General features: G+C 70.3%; 11 protein-coding genes. 2 read left to right on the forward strand and 9 right to left on the reverse strand.

Annotated elements, in window-relative coordinates; translation table 11 throughout:
• Window positions 1-22: 22 nt before the first annotated feature.
• The gene (locus tag DI276_RS21725) at window positions 23-787 is read right to left on the reverse strand and encodes a PucR family transcriptional regulator (RefSeq protein ID WP_112266191.1); all 765 of its coding nucleotides are present in this window, start codon (window positions 785-787) and stop codon (window positions 23-25) included.
• Window positions 788-905: 118 nt separating this feature from the next.
• Entirely contained in the window at window positions 906-1,829 is a 924-nt protein-coding gene (locus tag DI276_RS21730) for a PucR family transcriptional regulator (protein ID WP_112266193.1), read from the reverse strand.
• Between the two features lie 152 nt (window positions 1,830-1,981).
• Between DI276_RS21730 and DI276_RS21735 the strand changes: the two genes are divergently transcribed.
• Together DI276_RS21735 and DI276_RS21740 are read left to right on the forward strand one after the other, a co-directional pair.
• Window positions 1,982-2,692, forward strand: coding sequence for a Crp/Fnr family transcriptional regulator (locus DI276_RS21735; RefSeq protein ID WP_198680809.1), 711 nt, complete (start codon window positions 1,982-1,984; stop codon window positions 2,690-2,692).
• A 31-nt stretch (window positions 2,693-2,723) separates the two neighbouring features.
• The gene (locus DI276_RS21740) at window positions 2,724-3,128 is read left to right on the forward strand and encodes a DUF6069 family protein (RefSeq protein ID WP_112266197.1); all 405 of its coding nucleotides are present in this window, start codon (window positions 2,724-2,726) and stop codon (window positions 3,126-3,128) included.
• A gap of 50 nt (window positions 3,129-3,178) precedes the next feature.
• On the opposite strand, the gene DI276_RS21745 is transcribed toward DI276_RS21740, so the two are convergent.
• The 7 genes from DI276_RS21745 to DI276_RS21775 form a co-directional block, all read right to left on the reverse strand.
• A complete protein-coding gene (locus tag DI276_RS21745; RefSeq protein ID WP_112266199.1) occupies window positions 3,179-4,180 on the reverse strand; it encodes a beta-ketoacyl-ACP synthase III in 1,002 nt (333 codons plus the stop codon).
• Between the two features lie 13 nt (window positions 4,181-4,193).
• Window positions 4,194-5,561: an aldehyde dehydrogenase family protein gene (locus DI276_RS21750; protein ID WP_112266201.1), complete on the reverse strand. Its 1,368-nt coding sequence runs from the start codon at window positions 5,559-5,561 to the stop codon at window positions 4,194-4,196.
• A gap of 11 nt (window positions 5,562-5,572) precedes the next feature.
• On the reverse strand, window positions 5,573-6,247 hold the full coding sequence (locus DI276_RS21755) for a PAS domain-containing protein (protein ID WP_112266202.1): 675 nt from the start codon (window positions 6,245-6,247) through the stop codon (window positions 5,573-5,575).
• 374 nt (window positions 6,248-6,621) lie between these two features.
• Complete coding sequence (locus DI276_RS21760; RefSeq protein ID WP_232836816.1) at window positions 6,622-9,321, reverse strand: ATP-binding protein; 2,700 nt, start codon at window positions 9,319-9,321, stop codon at window positions 6,622-6,624.
• The gene (locus DI276_RS51050; RefSeq protein ID WP_198680810.1) at window positions 9,321-11,930 is read right to left on the reverse strand and encodes a LuxR C-terminal-related transcriptional regulator; all 2,610 of its coding nucleotides are present in this window, start codon (window positions 11,928-11,930) and stop codon (window positions 9,321-9,323) included. Before DI276_RS51050 ends, DI276_RS21760 begins: the two co-directional genes overlap by 1 nt.
• 153 nt (window positions 11,931-12,083) lie before the next feature.
• The gene (locus DI276_RS21770) at window positions 12,084-12,533 is read right to left on the reverse strand and encodes a hypothetical protein (RefSeq protein ID WP_112266208.1); all 450 of its coding nucleotides are present in this window, start codon (window positions 12,531-12,533) and stop codon (window positions 12,084-12,086) included.
• 75 nt (window positions 12,534-12,608) lie between these two features.
• On the reverse strand, window positions 12,609-14,309 hold the full coding sequence (locus DI276_RS21775) for a 3-hydroxyacyl-CoA dehydrogenase family protein (RefSeq protein ID WP_198680811.1): 1,701 nt from the start codon (window positions 14,307-14,309) through the stop codon (window positions 12,609-12,611).
• Window positions 14,310-14,322: the final 13 nt, after the last annotated feature.

The raw sequence follows: 14,322 nt of genomic DNA on the forward strand, positions 1-14,322 counted from the left end.
CACAGAACCAGTAGGCACAGAATCAGTAAGCGCGCGGCAGCGGAACTTGAGGCGTTGAGTGCGCCGTCAGCGCGACGCTCAACGTGAGCAACGCACGCGGTGAGGTCGGACGGCAGCCCGTGAGCCGTTCGACCAACCGCAGGCGGTGATCGAGCGTGCTGCGGTGGATGTCCAACCGGCGCGCCGCCGCCGCACGGTTGCCATCCTCGGAGATGAACGCCCGCAGCGAGTCGAGCAACGGCTGCTGCGCCACCACGGGTTCGATCATGCGGGCCAGTCGTTCGGCGACGTGCGGCTGACGCAGCACCGCGAAGTCCGCCAGCACGTTGCGCAGCTCGTAGACACCTGGCGCGCGGCAGGACGCGATCCGCAGCACGTCCTCGGCCGTCGCCCGCGCCGAGGCCAGGTCGCGCCGGGACGCCCACGCGACGGCCATCCAGACGTCGGAGCCGAGCCGGTCGTGCAGCGCCCGCGCCAGTCCCACGTGCTGGTCCTGAGCGCACGGCAGCAACAGGTACCCGCCGCGCACGCCGTCGAGCACGAGGACGTCCGCGTTGTCGCCCACCGCCGCGAGCACCTCGGTCGCACCGTCCTCAGTGGACGTGCAGAACGCGACGACCGCGTAGGCGAGCGCCAAGCCGTTGAAAGATCCGTTGTCCTGACCGGAAAGCAGCGTTCTGGCGAGCTGGCGGCGGGTGGTCACGTCCTCGACGGGGGGAAGGTCGTACGGGCTGAGGATGTCACGCAGCACGTCGTTGAGCAGCCGGCTGTGCAGAACGGTGGTCACTCGTCGCCTCCCTGAGGGCCCTACGGTGTCTCGCCCTCAGAACGGTAGGCAACTGTCGACAGTTGGCACAGATGGCTTGAGCCACCCTTAACGTTCACCAGAGTTGTTCGGAACCGTTTCAGCCCAACGCGTTCGTGCGGCTCAGGCCGATCGCGGTGCCGAGAAGCGCGAGGTCACGTGGGTTGACGGGGCTCAGTCCGGTGAGCTGCTCGATCTGCCACAACCGGTAGTCGATCGTGCTGCGGTGGATGAACAGCTTCCTGACAGCTACTGCCCGGTTGCCATCCGCCTCAAGCAATGCGAGCACTGTCTGCACGAGAACGGGGTTCGCCAGCAACGGCGCGACGACCTTGTCCAGCTCGTCGCGGACCTCCGGCGTGTCCAGCACCGCGCTTTCGAACAACATGTCGTCGATTCGATACACCCCGGGCGGCCGGCCGAGCGAGGTGACCAGCGCGTCGATCTCGTCAACCTCCTTGCGCGCCAAGGCAACGCGCGCGGCGGGCCGTTCCGCGACCGAGAACCACACCTCGCCGCCGAGCTCCGCGCACACGTCCCGGCACAACGGCAGCGCGGCCGCCTCGGGCACGGGCAGCAGGAGATGTCCGGATGTCGCCAGGAGCACCGGGCCGTGTCTGCGGAAAGCGTTTACCACCCGGTCTGCCAACGCTCCGCGCACGAGCGCGACGGTGTAGACGGCGGCGGCTCCGTCGGGTGCGCTCCCGGCGAGCAGTGCGTCCGCCAGGCCGTCGTCGTCGCCGGCGCAGAACGCGGACATGAGCTCGGCGGCGAGAGCGGTTCCAGCGGCGGCCAGCGCACGGGCGTCGCCGCCGTCGTCCAGCATGGCCTCGGTCAGCAGCCGATCGGTGGACCGCAGCGCCACGACCACCTGCGCGACGGGAACTTTCGCCGAAATGAGACGGGATCCCACGCGGCGCGCGACCGACACGGCCGCGTCCTCCCAGCCGTCGGCGTCGGCGGCAGCGGCGCGGTAGACGGCGAGGAACTCCTCGTGCAACAGCCGGCCGACGTCGAAGAGCACTGGCTGTCCCCTTCCCATCTTTCGGTCCGTTGCAAGGATTTCAGCGCCGGCCGTGGGGAAAACCCCAGCGTTCTCCAGCGCCACGCCAGTGTCGGCCACCCTAACTTCGAGTGCAGGTCGCGCCCAGTCATCCGCACGAATTGGAGACCGAAGTGGCACCTCAGCTGCTCGCCCCGTCGCGACCGGCCGTCCTCGCGCCCTCGAACGAGGCCTGGCGCCAGTTCGCGCACGCCCTGGAGCCCGTCGAGTTCTCCCGCGGCGACGTGCTGCTGCGCCTGGGCGCCCGCACCGACGAGCTGTTCGTGGTCCGCGCCGGCAAGGCCAAGACGTGCTGCACCTCCGCCGACGGCCGCGAGCTGGTGCTCGACTTCCACTGCGCGGGCGACGTGCTGGTGGAGCCGACGCTGTTCGACGCCGCACCGGCCGTGTCGACGACGATCGCGATCACCGACGTGCAGGCGGGCCGGATCACGCGGGCCGACCTGACGAAGTGGCTCGCGCTGTGCCCGGAGATCACCGAGCGGCTGCTGGGCTGCATCGCCCGCCGCCAGCGCGAGTCGCACCGGATGCGGATGGACCTGGTGCAGCTGGACGCCTCCGCGCGGCTCGCGAAAGCGTTGCTGCGCCTCGCGGGACGGTTCGGCACCGACCGGCGGGGCGCGCTGCTGATGATCGAGGACCTCACGCAGGAGGAGCTCGGCCAGTACATCGGCTCCCGCCGCGACACGGTCAACAAGACGCTCTCGGACTTCGCCCAGCGCGGCTGGATCTCGATCGAGCGCAAGAGCATCTTCCTCACCGACCCGGCGCAGCTGTCCCGCCGGGTTCGCGTGGGGATGCCATCGGTACCCGCGCAACGCTGAAGTTCCGCCATCCGAACAGGAGTGCTCCACCATGACAACCCGAACCAAGGCCGGCACCGGCAAAGTCGCGCTGGGAGTCGTCGCCGCCGTCGTCATCGCGTCGATCGGCAACGCGGTCGTGTCCTACTTGGCGCAGGCGCTCGGTGCCGACCCGAAAGCCGTGCTGGGCCTCTACCCCCAGGTCTTCGTCGTGCTGACCGCGCTCGGCGTGCTCATCGCGGCGTTCGCGTGGGCGTCCATTCGCAAGCGCGCCAAGGATCCGGCGCGCACGCTCGGCAAGCTCGTGCCGATCGTCGTAGTGCTGTCGTGGCTGCTCGACATCCCGTTGTTCTTCCAGCCCGGAGCTGACGTCGTCGGCATTGTCGCGCTGATGGTCATGCACGTCGTCGTGGCCGCGGCCGCCGTCCCCGTCTTCCGCCGCGTGCTTCCGGTCTGACCGCACACCGGAAACGGCCGGGGAGGCGTTCTCCCCGGCCGTTTCCGCGTTCACTCCGAAAGGCTCAGCTCCGGCCACACCAGCGTGGTGGCGCCCCACGTGAGGCCGCCGCCGAACGCCGTGAGCAAGACCTTCTGCCCTGCCTGCAGCTCCCCCGACCGCACGCCGTGGGCCAGCGCCAGCGGAATCGAGGCGGCGGAGGTGTTGCCGACGTCGGTGATGTTGGAGACGAACTTGTCGCGCGGCACGTCGAGCTCGGCCGACACGGCGTCCAGGATCCGGGTGTTGGCCTGGTGCGCGATCACCCTGTCCACATCGGACGCGACCCAGCCCTGCCGTTTGACGGCGTTGCGCGAAGCGGCGGACATCCGGGCGACCGCGTTCGCGAAGACCTCGCGTCCTTCCATCTGGAAGAACTTGTCGCCGTGCGGCACGATGTCGCGCGACGACCGCTGCCGCGACCCGCCGGCGGGCACGGTGATCAGGTCGGACAGCTCGCCGTCCGAACCGAGGTCGAACGGCCCCAACGCACCTGGCTCGTCAGGAGATCCCGCACGCAGCACGACCGCACCAGCGCCGTCGCCGAAGATGACGGACGTGGTGCGGTCCTGCGGGTTGAGGATCGTGGAGTAGGCGTCGCCGCCGATCACGAGCAGGCTGTCCGCGATGCCGGACGTGATCAGACCGGCTCCGACGCCCAGCCCGTACACGAATCCCGTGCACACGGCCGCGATGTCGAACGCCGGCACGTCGACGAGCCCGAGCCGGGACGCGATCTCCGGTGCGGTCGCGGGGCAGGGCCGGTCCGGTGTCGTGGTCGCGAGGACCACCCCGCCCGCGCCCGGCACCCCGGCCGAGCGCAGGGCGCGCCGCGCCGCCTCGACCGAGAGGTCCGAGGTCGCCATGCCGGGTTCGACCACGTGTCTGGTGGCCACGCCGATCCGCGTTCTGATCCACTCGTCGGTCGTGTCCAGCTTGGTTATGAGCTCGTCGTTGGTGACCACTCGCGGCGGGAGCCATGACCCGAGTCCCGCGACCACCGCTGCGCGCATTCTCCGACCTTCCTCACGCGTTGCCAGTCACAACTTCTGCCAGCACTTCCGGCAGGAAGCGGCTGGGAAACCCTTGGAACACCACGGGACGCTGGAACCGTTCGACGGCCCGCACGCCGACGGAGGTGTGGAACGGGGACGTGGTCGCGGGCCAGGGCCCGCCGTGGTGCATGGCGGGGGTCGTCGCGATGTCGTTGGGCCACTGGTTCCACACGATGCGTCCGGCACGTCCGGTCAGTTCGCTGATCAGCTCGGGCAGGACGTCGTCGTCTGCGCCCTGCACGGTCGCGGTGAGCTGTCCCGGCAACGCGACGGCGAGCTCCAGCAGTTCGTGGCTGTCGCGGTAGGTGGCGACGACGGAGACGGGTCCGAAGCACTCGGACAGCGCCTCGTCGTGGCCTTCGAGGATCTCGGCGGCGGTGGTGCGCAACAACGTCGGTGCGTGCCCGCCCGCGCCCGACCCGCCCTCGACCAGCACGTCGAGGAACTCGGTCAGCGCCTCCACGCCGGTCTCGTAGCGCTTGGCCACGAGCTTGTTGAACAACGGCTCTGCCCGCAACGCGCGCACCTCGGCGGCGACGTCGTCGGCGAAAGCCTCTGGTACCACGAGAAGTCCGGGTTTGGTGCAGAGCTGTCCGCTCTGCTGCGCCAGCGCGTTCGCGAATCCCCGCGCGATCTCGTGGCCGCGGGTTTCCATCGCCCGCTTGGTCACGAACACGGGGTTCACGCTGCCGAAGCCGCCGTAGAACGGGATGGGTTCGGGGCGGGTGGCGGCGAGGTGGTGCAGTTCGCGGCCGACGCGCGAGCTGCCGATGAACGCGACGGCTTTGATCCGCGGATCGAGCACGAGCTGACGGGCCCGGCGCTGACCGTGGACGAGCGCGAACACGCCCTTGGGCAGCACTTCTTCGACGATTTCGGCGGTGCGGTCGGCGAGGTCGGGGTAGCTGTGGCTCGCCTTCACCACGACCGGGCAGCCGGCGGCCAGCGCGGACGCCGTGTCGCTGCCCGCCACGGAGAACGCGAACGGGTAGCTGGTGGAGCCGAAGACGGCGACCGGGCCGAGCGGGACCAGCATGCGGCGCAGGTCCGGTCGCGGTCCGGCCGGCCAGTTCGGGTCCTCCCGGTCGACCACGACCCCGTTGACGGCGCCCGAGCGCAGGTACTCGGCGAACGAGCGCAGCTGGAAGGTGGTGCGACCCACCTCCGCGCGCAACCTGTCGCCGGGGAGCCGGCACTCCCACTCGGCCAGTGCCACCAGCTCGCCGGTCTCGCGGTCGAGCGCGTCGGCGACGGCGTCGAGTGCCGCCGCGCGGTCGTCCGGACTGGTTCCGGCCCACTCGCGGGCGGCGTGTGCGGCCCGGTCGAGGATCTCCTCCATGACCGCGTGACCTACTTGATGTAGTCCGCCGAGACCCGAGGCGGCCAGCTGGCGACGCTCAGCACACCGAGGCTGTAAGCGCGGGACACGAGCGCGGCCCGGTTGGGCGCCTTGAGCTTCTTGAGCATCGTGCCGACGTGGTACTCGACCCCCTGCCGCGACAGGAACAACCGCGACGCGAGCCGCACGGTCGACTCCCCGGTCGCGATCCCCTCCAGAATCCGCGCGTCGAGCTCCGTCAGGATCCGGTTGCGGTCGACGACGACGGCGTTGGGCTGCTCGCCCTTCTCCGGGTTCACGACGACGACGAACTGCACCAGGTCGCCGTGCGCGTCGTGGACCGCGATGCCGGTGATGTCGCCGGTGAAGACGGCGTGCCGCGGGCCGATGCCGGCGAGGTGCTCGACGAAGCGCTGGCGGCGGCCCTCGACGAGCCGGTCGAACTGCTTGCGCATCGGGCCGTGCACGCCGGGGTGCAGCAGCTCGTAGAAGCTGCGGCCGAGCAGCGACTCGCGGGAGTGCCCGAACTGGGTGACGAAGTCGTCGTTGGCCTCGACGACGCGCAGCTGGAGGTCGAGGCGGGCGAGGCAGAGACCGGACCGCTCGAGCAAGGAGCGGAACACGTCGGCGTCGGGAACGACGGTGGTGTGGTCAGGTACGAGAGAACCAGCGGCAACAGTGTGCATCGGAGAGTATCCCTCTCGATCTCGTCGAACTCGGCGTTCCGCGACTGCGTGCAGAAAGACTGGGTCGCCAGGCGATCTAGGGTTATTTCCTGATTCCCGCCTTGACACGATGAATCGTAGGAAGATTCACCGAACGCGGTCAACGAGGAGTGAGGGGTGGCCCCTAATGTTGTGGTAGGGGTGGGCCGGGGGTTCGGGGAGGAGTCCGCACATTTCGGTAGGGCGTTTCGGGTGCGTCTCACCTGATGACCCGCTACGGCGCTGAGCTGCGGAGATACTCGCCACACCGATCGAGACGCCACCACCCGGTAACCGAGGTGCGACTCAACTGTGCGGTAATCGCGCACCAGAAATTCGTAGATGTGTCGCCGATGTTACGCGGATGGCGGATAGGCCCTGGCGAGCGCGCCGGGCAGTTCGGTGCGCCTGCGGATGCCGAGCTTCCGGAACGAGTTGGTGAGGTGCTTCTCGATCGCGCGCGAGGTCACGGCGAGCTCGTCCGCGATTTCGGCGTTGGTGAGCCCTTGGACGACGAGTCCGGCGACCTTGAACTCGGTCCGGGTCAATGCCACGACCATGCCCGGCGAATTACCGTCGAGTTCCTGCGCAATTCTCCTGGCCAGTCTCTCGGCACCTGACTGCACCGCGAGCCGGTGTGCCTCGTCGAGGTGGTGCTGCGCCTGCGGGTCGCCATCGGCTCGTTCGCGCGCGCCGAGCTGGAGGAGTGCCTTGGCTCGTTCGAACGGGTTGGCGTGCAGGACTTCGACGGCTTCGTGCAGCAGGTCGAGCCCCTTGCGGCCGGGCGTGCAGCGGCCCAGCACGGACAGCGCCCGTCCGACGCCGACCGGCGCGCCCCATTCGGTCGCGCGGTCCCAGGCCTGCGCGGCGGCTTCCCGTGCGGCGGTGAGGTCGCCGAGCCGGGCGTGCAGCCGGGCCGTCGTGATGCACCACGGCAGCAGCACCGGGTTGCGCCAGCCGACGCTGTCGAGCGCGCGGCCGCAGTCCACGAGCTGCTTCAACGCCTGGGCGTGCCGGCCCGCCAGCGCCTCGCCGGCCGCGTGCAGCATGCGGTAGGCCGCGTCGCAGCCGGCGGACTCCTCCCGGTCGGGGCGGGAGGTGAGGATCTTCGCGATCAGGTCGGGGTCGCTGAGCTCCATCGCGACGGCGGTGAGCCCGATCGCGGCGGTGGTCGTGTCGCCGCGCCAGTCCAGCACGGCGAGGTCGACGGCGTGCTCGGCCGCCCGGTGCGCCTCCCCCGGCCGGCCTTGGTGCATCAGGACGCACGACTGCTGGGCTCGGATCAACGCCTGTTCGACGGTGCTCGTGGCCTGGCTGAGGGCCCGGTCGAGCCACGGCACGGCCTCGTGCGCGGCGTCGGCGGCGGCGAGCACCCTGATGAGCAACGGGATCGCGGTGTGGACGTGCCTGGGGTGAGGTGCTTCCTGGCGCAGCACCGCGTTCGCGATGCCGGCGACCTCGTGCGCGGGCATGCGGGCGGTGAGCATGGCGGCGTCGAGCAGGACGATCTTCAGTTCGCGCCGGCCGGGTGTGCTGCCGTCGATCTGCTTCAACCGCAGGGCCGCGTCGGCGAGCAGGGCGGGGTCGGCGTGCCACGCATACCGTTGCCGTGCCTCCAGCCGGTAGCCAAGTTCCTCGTTGCCGGGTTCGTGGTTGTCGAGTTCGGCGGCGACCTGGTCGATGAGGTCGCGCACCGGCCGCGGCGCCTGACCGAGCGAGGTGGGTGCGATCCGGACGAGCGCGGCCGCCCGGTCCTCGACGTCGCGGAGCAGCGGCACGGCGTAGGAGATGTGCCGGACGGACGAGGCGGGATCGAAGAACCGTTCGGCCGTGGCGAGGTCGACGAGCAGCCGCGCGCGGTGCTCGGAACCGATCGGCACGTCCCTCAACGCGCGCCGCAGATACCGGGCCGCGACTTCGGGCGCTCCTCGGCGCAGTGCGGTGCGGGCGGCTTCCCTGAGCGTCTCGATCGCCCAGCACTCCTGCTTCGTGGTGACCGCGAGCAGCCGGGCGGCGACCTGTTCGGCCGGCCTTCCCTTGGCGTGCAGCAGCTGCACGGCCCGCGTCTGCCAGTCTTCGCGCTCGCTGACCGTCATCGACTCCTCGACCGCGTCCCGGACGGCGGGCCGGCTGGTCACGATCCCGGCCTGGTCGAGAGTCCGCTGCGCCGCGCGTGCTTGCTGGTCGGTCAGCCCGGCCAGCTGTCCCGCGAGATCGTCGTCGTCGCCCAGGATCGCGACGGCTTTGGCGAACTGCCGAACTTGCTCCGGCTGGGTCGCGAGCCCGCGCACGAGCCGTTCTTCGAGCTGCGCCGGCCGCAGCTGGAGGACGTGCGCGACCTGGTCCGCCGCCGGGCTGGTGACGTGGCCCAGCACCGCGGCCAGGAACATCGGGTTGCCGCCGGTCACGGCGTGGCAGGCGGCGACGAACTCGGCGTCGGGACTTTGGCCGGTGCGGCGTTCGACGAGCTCGGCGACCGCGTTGGGGGACAACGGTTCCAGCCGGATCTCGGTGCGCAGGAGCTCCTCCAGCCACGGGCCGCGCTCGCCGTCCCTGGTGGCCGCCACCAGCAGGACCGGTTGGTGCCGCAGGGTTCTGGAGAGCTTGGCGAGCCACCGCACCGACGGGTCGTCGGCCCACTGCAGGTCGTCGATCAGCAGCACGGTCGGTTGTTCCGCGCTCATGACGTGGGTGAGCGCGGTGAGGCCGCTGACCGCGGCTTCCTCGACGGCGAACACCGGGTCGACCGGCGCGTCGATCTCGAACACGGGTCGCGCGAGGCCCGCGGTGCCGGTGAACCAGCGATCGCCGGCTCTGGCCAGGGCCGGCTCGAGCAGCTGGCGGGCGACGCCGAACGCGAAGTCCTGTTCCAGCGGTGAACAGTTCGCCGTCAGGACGCGCACGCCGGTGGCTCGGGCGCGGAGTGCGCCGAGCAGCGCGGACTTGCCGCAGCCGAGGGGTCCGGTGAGGACGATCTGGTCGCCGTGGCCGGTCTGGGCGCGGTGCAGTGCGCGGGTGAGCTGCCGCAGCTCGTCGGTGCGTTCGAGCAGGATCATCACGAAGCCAGGACGTCCGCCAGCTCCGCGCGGCTGGAGATGCCGAGCTTGCGGTACGCGCGCGTGAGGTGGACTTCGACGGTCCGCAGCGTCACGAACAGGTGGTCGGCGATCGCCCGGTTCGTGACCCCGGCGGCGGCGAGCTCGACGACCTTGCGTTCGCTGGCGGTCAGCACCGCCAGACCGTCCGCTGTGGACGGAACGCGCATCCGGCCGCCTACGCCGAGCAGCATCGTCCTCGCCGAGTCCGCCAGCGTCCGGCTCCCGGCCCGCAACGCCAGCCCGACGGCGGTGCGCAGGTGTGCGCGTGCCTGCCGTGCCTGGCCCGCGCCTGTCCACCGCTGGCCCAGCAGCAACTCCGTGCGGGCCTGCCGGAGGAGCGACGGCACCGCGGCGAACCCGTCGGAGGCGGCCTTCGCCATGTCCAGCGCCGCCGTTCCCTGCGTCGTGTAGGCCCTGGCCAGCAAGGAGAACGCGACCGCCTCGCGGGTCGGCCAGGCCTTGGCCAGCCGGTCGACCTCCCGCAGCGCGGCGGTGGCGTCGCGGCCGGCGAGCGTCAGGACCTGGACGATGTCGGTCCACGACGGCAGCGTGCTGGGGTCGCTGAGCCCGGTGGCCGTCAGCACCGTCGCACAGGCCGTCATCCGGTCCGCGGCGAGCGGGACCTCGTCCTGCTGGAAGGCGAGCCACGCGGACGTGCGCAGGTATTCGCGGTGCGTCGGCGTGAGATGCCGGATGTCGTCCTCATCGACCTCGTCGAGCAACCGCACGGCGAGCGGGGTGTTGCCGGTCTGCACTGACAGCCAGGCCAGCAGGATCACCGCACGCGGCAGCTGCCAGCCGCCTTCGCGCATCGCCTGGACCGCGGCCGTCGCGTCCTTTGTGGCCTTGACGAGGTCGCCCAGCGACATGTGGACCAGCGCCCGCTGCACCAGCGACCGGCTGTGCGCGAGCGAGTCCCCGTTGTGGGAGAAGGCGTCGACGGCCCGGTCGAGCACGGCCAGTGCCTCCCCGGTGTGCCCGGCGACGCGCAGCACGGACGCGGCCGACAGCATCGACCAGTCGGTCAGCGCGTCCGGGTCGGCGAGCGCGGCCCTCGCGTACCCGACGGCGGTGTCGATCGAGCCGCCGCCGCGCATGGTGGCTTCCGCGACGACGCCGAGCAGGCAGCGTTGCGCTGTCGTGTCTCGTGCCTTTGGTGGCACCGCTTTGGCCACGGCTCCCGACACCGCGTGGACGTCGTCCAGGTCGATCGACAGCTGCACCGCGTCGAGCAGGGTCGCCAGGTCCTCGGACAGCGCGGGATCTTTGGCGAGCCGCAGGAAAGTGCGCGTCCGTCCGGTCAGCGCGTGCTTGACGGCCAGTGCGGCTCGCAGGTCGGGGTCGGTGGTGCGGTGGAACGCGGCGGCGAGGTGCTCGCACGCCTCGCCGGGGTCGTGCCGGGACAGTTCGGTCGCGAGCTGCACCCGCAGTTCGACGTCGTCCGGGTGCAGCTCGACCAGGCGCCGGAGGTAGCGCGCGGCGTCCTGGGCCGGTCCGGTGGTCGCTGCCTCGTGCAGGATCTGCGACATCCACGGGGTGTCGACGGCGGGCAGGTGCACGAGCTGGTCGGCGACCGCCCGCACGTCGTGACCCGACTCGTCGAGCGCGATCGCGGCCCGGTGCCGCAGGTCGGTGACCTCGGCCGGGTCCAGCACCTCCAGCACGCCAGCGCGGTACCACTCGCGGACGTGGTCGGGCAGCCCGTCGCCGAGCAGATGTTGGTTCCGCAGTGCGGAAATCCCGGTCTCGGCGACCCGTGCCGACACCCCGGCGAGCGGCCCGACCAGTTCCTCGGAGTCCACGACGACCAGTGCGGCGGCGATCGCGCGCAGATGTGCCGGCTGGTCGCGCAACCGTCGTGCGGCGACCAGTTCGACCGACTCCTGCCGCAACGCGCGGGCGGCGCGGATGTCCGCGAGCACGGTCGTGAGGTGCCGCGGGATGCCGCCGGACAACCGCAGGCACATGCTCGTGAAGATCGCGTCCGGCGGGAAGTCCAGCGTCGTGAGGATCATGTCGGCGACCTGGGGAGTCGTGAGCGGCTCGAGTTCGACGACGTGCGCGCGGGCCAGTTCCACCGGCAGTGGCGCGAAATGAGACAGCACTAGGCTGATCGGCTCGTCACCGAGCCTGCGCACCACGAAGTCGATCCACCGCACGGTCGCGTCATCACACGCGTCCAGATCGTCGAGCATCAGGCAGACGGGCGTCCGCTCCGCCAACGTCACGACATCGCGCCACATGCCCCGGTATACGCGGTAGAGGTCGGCTGCGGCCAGGCCGTCGAGTTCCGGAACAATCACACCAGCCTGGACCAGCAGTCTTCTGGCCACGGCGAGCGGCAGGCGTTCCCCGCGCCCCACCGCGGACACCAGCGTCGTTCCCGCCCGCGACTCGGTCGCGGCCGCCCGCCGGAGCACGGCGGACTTGCCTGAGCCGCGAGCACCGCGCACGAGCACGGCCTGCCCGCCCGCGCCGCGGCGGGCGGCGGTCGTGTGGTGCGCGACCGTGGTGAGCGCGCTCTCACGACCGAACAGCTCAGTGACGGTGCCCGACTGGTTGTCCACCACCCACCGCCTCAGGCTCGAAGAGATGACCTGCGCTGAGGATAAATGCCCCAGGTGACCGGGCCGCAAACTCCGCGAGGCAAGTGTCAAAGTCTGGCGTGGTGATTCCGCAATGTGCGGGTGGTGAATCCGGCCGCGGTTCCAGTCAGTGAACTAATACGCCACGACGCGGCCGGGCACAACCCGGTAGAGGCCGGGTTTCTCCGGCAGGAACGCGAGCCCGAAGCGGGTGAGAAACTCGCAGAACGGCGCGTCGACGAAGCCGGGGTCGGGCAGCCCGTCCCACGTCTCGGCGGCCGCGGTGGCCACCTCGACCGCGGTGCCGTCGTAGACGACGAGGTCGGGCAGGTCGTCGGCGAAGTACCCGCGGGCCAGCGAGATCGGCGACACGCTGTCGTCGAGGAAGCCCACCACGTCCCACTTGCCCTCGGTCGCTTCGCTGAGTGCGAGGCGGGCGGCGACCTCGGAGGAGGTGGCGTAGGTGACGCGGTAGCCGCGCCGCACCAGTTCCTCGATCACCGCCAGCGCCGGAAGTGCCTGTCCCTGGCAGGGATTGGCGAAGATCGCGACGTGCCGCCGTGCCGTGCCGACCTCCTCGGCCATCTGTGATGACCACCTCTCTGCGAACGACGAGCTGCCTGCTTGGGAGTTCTACGGCATTTAATGCTCGGGAATCTCTCACTTTCCTTTGTTCACGAGCCGGAATCCGCTTCCCGTTTTCGTCCCGAGGTGGCCGGCCGCGACGAGCCGGCGCAGTTCCTCGGCGGGGGCGGGTTCACCGCTGGGCGAAGCGGCGCTGAGTGTCTCCAGAATGGCCAGTGAGACGTCGAGACCAATGGTGTCGAGGAGCGTGAAGGGACCCATCGGGTGGTGGAACGCCGTGACCACCGCGGTGTCGATCTCCTCCACCGTCACGTCGGTGCGGGCGAGCATGCGGATGGCGTCGTTCAGATATGGGAACAGAACGTGGTTCACGATGAACCCGACGCGGTCCGCGCAGTCGACCGCGGTCTTGCGCAACCACTTCACCAACGCGTGGGCGGTGGCGTGCACGTCGTCGGCGGTGTGTTCGGTGCGGACGATCTCGACGAGCTTCATGACCGGTGCGGGGTTGAAGAAGTGCAGCCCGATCACGTCGGCGGGGCGGCTCGTGGCGTTCGCGCAGTCCGTGACGGACAGGCTGGACGTGGTGGTGGCGATGATGGCACCCGGCGCGAGGACGGCGTCGATTCCTTGCAGCACAGCGAGTTTGGCGGTCATGTCCTCGGCGACGGCTTCGATGACGATGTCGGCTTCTTGGAGAGCTTGGTAGCTCGTGGCGACGGTGAGTCTGGCGAGGACGTCCTGCCGGTCCTGTTCGGACATCCGTCCTTTCTGGACGAGCTTGGTGAGCGACTCCCGGATCCGGTCCTGCGCGGCTTCGGCTTTTTCTGCGGTACGGGCGACGAGCGTGGTCGGGATGCCCGCCACGATCAGGACTTCGGCGATGCCGCGGCCCATCAGGCCGGCGCCGACGACGCCGGCGCCGCGGATCTCGCGCGGTTCACCGTTCGTGCCGCGGTTGCGGGGTGGCGGCATGATCTCGCCGCGGTCGTCGTAGCGGTGGAAACCCCTGCCTGTTTTTCGGCCGAGCAGTCCTTCTTCGACCATGCGGTCCAGCAGCGGCGCGGGGATGTAGGAGTCGGAGCCGGTGATCTCGTGGAGTGTGCGGAGGGCGGATCGGACGGTGTCGAGGCCGATGAGGTCGACCAGGTGCAGTGGCCCGAACTTGAGACCGCAACCCAGTTTCAGGGCGGTGTCGAGGTCTTCGACGGTCGCGTAGCCGGCGCCGGCGAGGTTCATGGTGCGGTTGATGCACGCGTAGAGCAGTGCGGTGGCTGCCTCCGCGGGCCGGCCGCCGAGACTGACGATCTCGGTGCCGGCCAGCCGGACTGCCTTGCGCGCCAGGTGCATCGCCTCGGGTGCGGACATGGACGTGCCGATCAGGCTGGCGTGCTGCCCGTACGGCGGTGGGATGGAGTAGCGCAGTCCGACGACGCGGTCCGGCGCACCGGAGGCGATCGCGAGCTTCGCCACCGAGAGCGTCGGTGTGGTGGTGAGGAAGACCGTGCCCGGCGCGCACTGCTCGACGAGCCGTTGCAGCACGGTCTCCTTGGTTTCGAAGTCCTCTGGCAGTGCCTCGATGACGAGGTCCGCCCGTTTGAGGTCGATCAGCTCGGTCGCGAGGGTCAGCTGCGGGCCGCTCAGCCTGCGGTGCACGCGGGACAGCACGTCGAGATCGCTGTCCACGCCGATCACCTCGGCCCCGTGCGCGAGCAGGACCTTGGTGAGCCCCTCGCCGAGGCCGCCGAGTCCCACCACCCCGATCACCAGTGGCATGTCCGTCTCCTCC

The sequence above is a fragment of the Lentzea terrae genome (genome assembly GCF_003265345.1).
Taxonomy (GTDB): domain Bacteria; phylum Actinomycetota; class Actinomycetes; order Mycobacteriales; family Pseudonocardiaceae; genus Lentzea; species Lentzea terrae.